This is a genomic window from Thalassolituus sp., assembly GCF_984348125.1.
In genome coordinates this window covers 22,467-29,569 of sequence record NZ_CFHJLR010000030.1, presented here as the reverse complement: position 1 = coordinate 29,569, position 7,103 = coordinate 22,467, and the positions used below count along the sequence as shown (strand labels likewise).

Here is a 7,103-nt window from a genome sequence, read left to right as displayed (position 1 = left end):
GGTAGATTACGAGAAATTAGCAAATTAATGTGTCCGGTTTTGTTGACCAGAACACCGTAAGTCCCGATTTGAGTATCAACTCAATCGGTATTTTTTTGGGGGGGGAATATCGACTGTAAAGCCCCGAACATGCAAGATAGGAGTATTATTTAAGAACGTAAGCGGATCTATTATCTTATGAAGCTTCAAACAATACGGCTATCTAACTTCCAGTCTTTTGGGGAGCACCCTACAGAGATTTCTCTGGAGAGCACGACATATTTAATTGGACCAAACGGCTCCAGAAAAACAGCCCTTCTTCAAGCTCTTTGTCGGCTTTTTGCCTTTGATCCTTCACAGCGTAGGGTTCTACGCTCAGATTTCCATGTCCCATATGGCGAAGAATCTGAAGTTTCTGAAAGGAGTCTTTGGATTGAGGCTGATTTCACCTTTCCCGAAACTCTAAATGCTGAGGCGAATACAACAGTACCTCCATTTTTATCCCATATGAGGTTGGACGCGGCCGATGGCATTCCCCGAGTACGTTTCCGGTTGTCGGCTACCATGGGACCTGATGGAGATATTGAAGAGAGCCTGGAATATGTCCTTGATGTTGATGAACACAATGCACCTGTGTCCCGCACAAAGGTACCCAGATCAGAAAGAAACAACATCCACGTCCATTACTTACCAGCGCGTCGAGACCCTGCAGATCACATAAGTTATGGCACTAATGCTCTTATTGGCCGCTTGCTGAGGTCTGTCCGCTGGGACAACGAACGCGCTCAAATAAAGGGGTTCACAGATCAAATAAGTGATTGCCTGTCCAGCAACCCCTCGGTTGACCGGCTCAGCTCTGCATTGGAAAGTGCATGGGGCGTGTTACATAAAGGAAAATTCTTCACAGACCCAAAGATCACCTTTGTAGCTTCTGAAATTGAAGCTTTGCTCAAGCACTTGTCCATTTCCTTCAAGCCCGGTCACGGAGAGTCGATAGTCGATTTTTCTCGGCTTAGTGACGGGCAAAAATCAATGCTTTATCTGTCTCTGGTGATCTCAGCTCAATCTGTTGGAAGAAAGGTGCTGTCGCAGGAAGACCAATCTTTTGATATTGAAAAGCTACGCCCTCCAGTATTCACCCTAATGGCAATTGAAGAGCCTGAAAATAGCCTCTCTCCACACTATCTAGGTAGGGTGATCGACTCTCTTGCATCCCTTACGAATAATGATGATGGACAGGCTTTGATTGCAACTCATGCTCCTTCAATGCTTCGTCGTATTGCTCCCGAAAGTATTCGGTACATGCGACTGAATGAAGAGCGTCAATCCAGAATCACTTGTATTCAACTACCAGAAGATGATGGTGAAGCGCACAAGTTTGTACGCGAGGCAGTTCAAGCTTTCCCTGAAGTTTATTTTTCACGCTTGGTTGTATTGGGTGAAGGAGATAGCGAAGAGATTGTCTTACCCAGGCTTTTAAAAGCGCAAGGAGTACCTGTTGATGCCTTTGGCGTGGCGATTACTCCACTTGGAGGGCGGCATGTTAATCATTTCTGGAGGTTGCTTGCAGCGCTTAAAATCCCATATGTAACCTTGTTGGATCTGGATGTAGCTCGTAACGCTGCAGGGTGGGGGCGAATTAAGGTTGCTAACGATAACTTTAAAAAATTCTCTCCGGATAAAGCTTTTCCTACTGATTGGACGATTCCTCATTGGAAGAAAAACGAGTCACCAGTAAGGGAACATCACTTTTTGGGTGATGAGAAACAGAGTATTTTTACTGCATTGGAAAATCGTGGAGTGTTTTTCTCTGAGCCAATGGACTTGGATTTCTCAATGCTTAAAGCATACCCAGATGCTTACGGTGTGGAGAGAGAAACTCCGGATGATGATTTGAAAAACGCTGTTCTAGGGAAAAGTCATCACGATTCCAGTCAATATACTGAGGATGAATTGGAGCTGTTTTCCACTTATCAGAAGCACTTCAAGCTCGGTAGTAAGCCCGCTGCGCACTTGAGCGGGTTATCCAAGCTAAGTGATGAGCAACTGATCGCTAACATGCCTGCTTCCTACGTTCGCTTAGCCGATGCTATCAAAGCAAAGCTTGAGGAGTGGTCAGAGTGATTGCTACAGACCAATGGAAACCCGCCGATGGACTAACTCTTGAGCCGAATGCATTGAGGGCTGCTACAGAGACAATTCGTAGCCTCGCTCTCACCGCTGGACCTGGAGCTGGCAAAACTGAAATGTTGGCACAGAGAGCTGATTTCCTCTTTCGGACGGGAACTTGTTGTTACCCGCGCAGAATTTTGGCTATCTCATTTAAAGTTGATGCGAGCAAAAACCTCAAAGAGAGGGTTGCACGCAGGTGTGGTCGTGATTTTGGGGCTCGCTTCGATAGCTACACCTTTCATTCCTTTGCAAAACGAATAATTGACCGGTTTCGTCCAATACTGATGGGTGATCAATCTCTGGATGTAGGTTATTCCATAGTTGAGCGAAAGAATGGCCCTTCCAGACAAGAAATAGAATTTAACGATTTGGTACCATTTGCGATTGAAATTCTTACGCACTCAGAAGTGGCGCGGAATGCCATCCGCCAAACATATAGCGATGTGTTTTTGGATGAGTTTCAGGATTGTACGAACCTTCAATATGAACTACTCAAAATTGCCTTCCAAGGAACTAATGTCCGTTTAACCGCAGTCGGTGACACGAAGCAGAAGATTATGAGTTGGGCTGGAGCGCTAGAGGGGATATTTGAGTCCTTTGCTAACGACTTCAATGCTGTTGCACTGAATATGTACCGTAACTTCCGCTCAAAGCCTGTTCTACTGCGACTCCAAAACGAAATTATTCGGGATCTTGACCCAGCATCCGTTATGCCCGTTGAGCAACTCGAGGGGGAGGAAGGAGAAGTTTTAGCTTGGAAATTCAAAGATAGTAAGCATGAGGCTGGATACCTCGCAGATTGCATCTTTAAATGGGTTCATGACGAAAAAATTCCTCATTCAGAGATAGCTGTACTTGTCTCCAAGCAGTTAAGCCTTTACGCATCGGACTTAATGGAAGAGTTAGACAATAGAGGAATTGCCTATCGCAACGAACAAGAGATGCAGGATTTATCTTCCGAGCCTCTTGCCAGGCTTATTGTGGATTATCTCTTGTGTATCTATGGCGAGCGTGAACCCAAAGCTTGGGTGCGTTTGACGGAGCAATTGATCCCCTTCGCTGATGATGAGATACAGGCGAGAGGGCGTCATAACTTGAATTCACTTATTCAAGAACAACGTAAAAATGTAGTTTTTGATAGTTTATCTGACGAGTCATTGTCAAGTTGGTGGAGCTGCATCGTCACTCTGATAGAGCACATCGGAACTGAAGTATTAGCCTCTCTTCACGCAGACTATGAAGTGCAAAGTCGAATAAAAAAAGTGATTACTGACACGAAAGATCGAATCGAGGAACTACTTCAGCAGGAACCAGATCTTTTGAAAGCGTTAGCACGTTTTTCAGATGATCAGTCTGTACGGATTCTCACCATTCACAAGAGTAAGGGCCTTGAGTTTGATTCTGTCATTATGATGGCTGTCGAAAAGGAAATTTTCTTCGGTAAGCCTGATGAAGAGCTTTGTGCTTTCTTTGTGGGCGTTTCCAGAGCCAAGAAGCGTTTGATGTTGACCCATGCGAACCATCGAGACCGACCACAGAATCATCAAGGTTATTGGCGTGAGAATCGGACACCACAATCCGCTTATTTTGCATACGCTTTGCCTTTTTGTAAGCAAAGCTAGTACTGAACGTTTTTTTGTAGGCGCAAAAAAGCGTGTGCGGAAAAGCAGAAAGAGAGCAAATTTCTAGATAACTTGAGTTGTAGTAGTTTAGCCCCGATCTGATAGCGACTGGGTTAAGTTAATAACAAAAAAACCGGCTCCTCTCTCGAGTGCCGGTTTTTTATTCGATCGCGTTTTGTTTCAACAGAGGCCGATCAGTTTAGTGGCTGCACAGGCTGATGCCTGAATCCGCTCTTCGTCATTGATCTTTTGTGCGTTTGAATACGTTTGAAACCCAATCGTTCGTTCTGAGCTTAACCCGCTGCCTCAACCAAAAGGTCAGGGCAGTGGGCTAATCGCCTCTTTAACTGTTAATTAAACAGCTTTCAGAGGGATCGCTGGGCGAGCCAGGTCTTCAGACGGTGGAGCGAAAGAAGTCAGGTTGATACCTTCAACCGCTGCTTTGTACTCTTCCAGAGTCGGGAAGCGACCCAGGATAGTACCCAGAACAACCATTGGGGTAGAGCCCAGCAGTTGTCGTACTTGATACGTGCAGGGCCATTTGGATTTACATCGCCATCAGGTATCATCTGCTAATTCTCAAAGGACGCTTCACCACAGGATAAAGGATAATGTCCGCCTACGAGTTTCAAGACACAGCTGGTAATCGTTATCGCTTGAGCAAGGGCGCTGGCCCCGCGTTTTTTCATCCTGAAAATATCTGCTCCGGGAGCATTCTTCGCGCCGAACTGCTGCTGGATGGCGTTGACAGTCAGGCCGTTGACGGTGGTTTTAGTCATTTCTACTTTGACGTTCTTGCGCAGTTGCCTGCCAAGACCTCTAACCCTCGAAAGGCACTGGCAGATGCGTTGGCAGGGAATTACCTGACGCTTGAGCAGATAAATACCGCCTCAGCTATCGATGACTACGTACCCGACGAGCGACCATTCTTAAAAGCACAGATTCAGGCCGCTCTCGACAGAATCATTGCTGAAGAGCGCCGTGAAGCTGCTATGCACGAGCGTCAGTTATCGAAAGAGAGCTTCGGTAATGTTGCATTGATTTATCTGGGAGGCTTTGCGTATCACGCCTATCGCTCAGGAAAGGAGCTTGTACTTTGGTTAAAAGAAGTCAGTGACCTGGTGAACCCGGTGGTTCGAATGGAGCATCGCTTTAAAGCGGCACAAGCTGCCTGGCTTCAGGACAATCTTGCAGACGCCGCGAACGCCTACGCCCAAACTTACGTCGAGGGCGAAAAGCGCGAGTTGGTCGAAGCACTGGGGTTTGACCCAACTACAATCACGCTCGAACAGCTTGATGAAGCGATGGCCATGGCCAGCCTGATCTGGGATGACCCCAACCTTAAGATGCAACTGGCAAAGTTCATCAAAGACTACGTTTCTGCCCAACATAGCATTGAAATGACGGAGGCCCTCGGCGCCGAAGCATTGGGCATTCTGTTGTCGGTTATACTGGTGGCGTTAACAGCAGGGGCCGCCTTACCTGCTGTGGGTATTAACGCTGTGCGTAAGTTTAAAGTACTGGGTGAGTTGCTGGTTGAATACGCCCGAGTAACGCAAAGAATAGCCCAACAGCAGAAGCGGTTTAGTGGGAAGGGTAAGGGCCCAGGCAAACTGGAGTCGGTAGAGGGAAGTGTTAAGAAAACCGATGCGCATGGTGCGGAGACTGGACAGTTTTCTCGAAGATCTCCTGTGACACCAGAAAAAGTGAACTGGGATGAGTCCGGCCCCGATGGGTTGCAAGTAGAAGACCCAAGAGACTTTCAAGTTGGCAAGCTCATGTATGAAGACCTACTAGCAAGCGGGAAAAGTCCAGACTTAGCACTTACTATTACACGAGAATTACTCGAGTCGGGCGCCGCTGAACCAATCCCCCGTATGTTACCTAAAGGCTCCACGCTGTATAAGGTGGTCCCTAAAAATGGCGGTCCACCTGGAAGAAATTCGCCATACTTCGTCACTAAGGAAACTTTCGATTCTTTACCAGAAAATGCATCTTTAGCGGGTGATGCTCTAGGATTACCGCAAGTGCCAAAAGAATTTGATGTATATACTATCAAAGCAAAAGAAGACTTCACTGTATATGAAAGTACTATTGCACCGTTTGAAGTCAATAACTCAGAATTTATAAGGCATGGTGGAAAAACCCAAACTCTCGTTTTGAACCGGGATAAATTCACAAGCCCTTCATTGGTAAAATAGAATGTCAGATTTAAAGAGAATTAAGTTAGAAGCTAAAACATTGGAAAGTATGCTTTTGGCAAGTAAGAGTAGGTTTGCACCAGAAGCATATGAGTCATTAAAACCATACTTTTCAAAAATTGAAACGATGGATCATTACGAGCCAATAGGCAAAGTAAGATTGGTCAGGCTATTCATGGAAACAGATCTTAGTGACGATAAAGATCTTTTTGAATGCTATGGGAGGTTTGCAAACCTAGTGGAAGGCATAAATGTATAAATTTTAGTCAGCTCTTTGTAATGCCCGGTGAAATAGATACCGCCCCTGCGAATCTAGCGAACTGGCCGGAGAAATAGCATGACGCCAGAGATGAAAAAAAAGCTGCTAACCCGAAAATTCTCCAGTATCGATTATATGCAGGAGCTGGAGCATTACTTTGAGCAAGCAATACAGGGCTTAATCGACGCGTTGAATTACTTTGATGAACATTGCCAACGCATCGATATGAGCACCTGGCAGCCCGCTGAGAAACCAGAAGCCTGGCGAGGTCGTGCGCTGCCTAACTTTAATCGTATTTTATCCTCCACCTGTAAAGCTATTGATTATGCGAAACACGGTGATCTCAGTTACATCGAAGGTGTGACCGGAAGCATGCAGGGGCTATCTAAGGATATGGATGTTTTAGGTGAGCGGTGGTGGCGATGTATTCCCCAGCCTGTTGCTTATGCGCACGGCGTTCCATTGGGTAGGGCTGAAAAATAGCTTCTAATATCTGGCACACGCTAGGAGAGTACTTCGAGGACGGCGAAATTGCTGATGAGGAAATCACTGGCCCGATAGATGAGCAGGATCTGCTTCGGTATCTGCAACCCGGTGAGCAGGTGTGAGGTATTCTTGGCGAGTTTATCGCGAATAGCCTCCGGCTGATTCACTCCTACACGGAAGCAGGCTGGTTCCTTTCAGAGGTAGTTCTCTGTGGAGAGGTTGTCGGGAAGAAGCTTCCCTCCTACATGGCTGAGGCTTTTGCAGTCACGCTATGCTTGCAGTGCAGCCTCCATCTCGACTGTCGGTTAAGCCAAACTCTACCAGACACAAAGAATGGCACCTCTTTCGAGTGGCGGTTTTTTTATGTGCTTAGCCTACTGATTT

At 46.3% G+C, this 7,103-nt stretch carries 6 protein-coding genes; 5 read left to right on the top strand and 1 reads right to left on the bottom strand.

Going from position 1 to position 7,103, the window contains the following annotated elements; all coding sequences use genetic code 11:
• The first annotated feature begins 177 nt into the window (after positions 1–177).
• Positions 178–2,103 carry an ATP-dependent nuclease gene (locus AC5E51_RS15555; protein WP_491778799.1) on the top strand — a complete coding sequence of 642 codons (1,926 nt, stop codon included), beginning with the start codon at positions 178–180 and terminating at the stop codon, positions 2,101–2,103.
• Complete coding sequence (locus tag AC5E51_RS15550) at positions 2,100–3,773, top strand: UvrD-helicase domain-containing protein (protein ID WP_491778798.1); 1,674 nt, start codon at positions 2,100–2,102, stop codon at positions 3,771–3,773. The genes AC5E51_RS15555 and AC5E51_RS15550 overlap by 4 nt, the downstream gene beginning before the upstream one ends.
• Before the next feature lie 354 nt (positions 3,774–4,127).
• Here AC5E51_RS15550 and AC5E51_RS15545 read toward each other — a convergent pair whose 3' ends face one another.
• On the bottom strand, positions 4,128–4,268 hold the full coding sequence (locus AC5E51_RS15545) for a hypothetical protein (protein ID WP_297532606.1): 141 nt from the start codon (positions 4,266–4,268) through the stop codon (positions 4,128–4,130).
• 116 nt (positions 4,269–4,384) lie between these two features.
• Here AC5E51_RS15545 and AC5E51_RS15540 point away from each other — a divergent pair, with 116 nt between their 5' ends.
• The 3 genes from AC5E51_RS15540 to AC5E51_RS15530 all read left to right on the top strand — a co-directional run bounded on the left by AC5E51_RS15540 (position 4,385) and on the right by AC5E51_RS15530 (position 6,716).
• Positions 4,385–5,974, top strand: coding sequence for a hypothetical protein (locus tag AC5E51_RS15540; protein ID WP_297532605.1), 1,590 nt, complete (start codon positions 4,385–4,387; stop codon positions 5,972–5,974).
• A gap of 1 nt (position 5,975) precedes the next feature.
• A complete protein-coding gene (locus tag AC5E51_RS15535; RefSeq protein ID WP_297532604.1) occupies positions 5,976–6,233 on the top strand; it encodes a hypothetical protein in 258 nt (85 codons plus the stop codon).
• 78 nt (positions 6,234–6,311) lie between these two features.
• Positions 6,312–6,716 (top strand): hypothetical protein, encoded by a 405-nt coding sequence (locus AC5E51_RS15530; RefSeq protein ID WP_297532602.1) that lies wholly within the window; start codon positions 6,312–6,314, stop codon positions 6,714–6,716.
• Positions 6,717–7,103 lie beyond the last annotated feature (387 nt).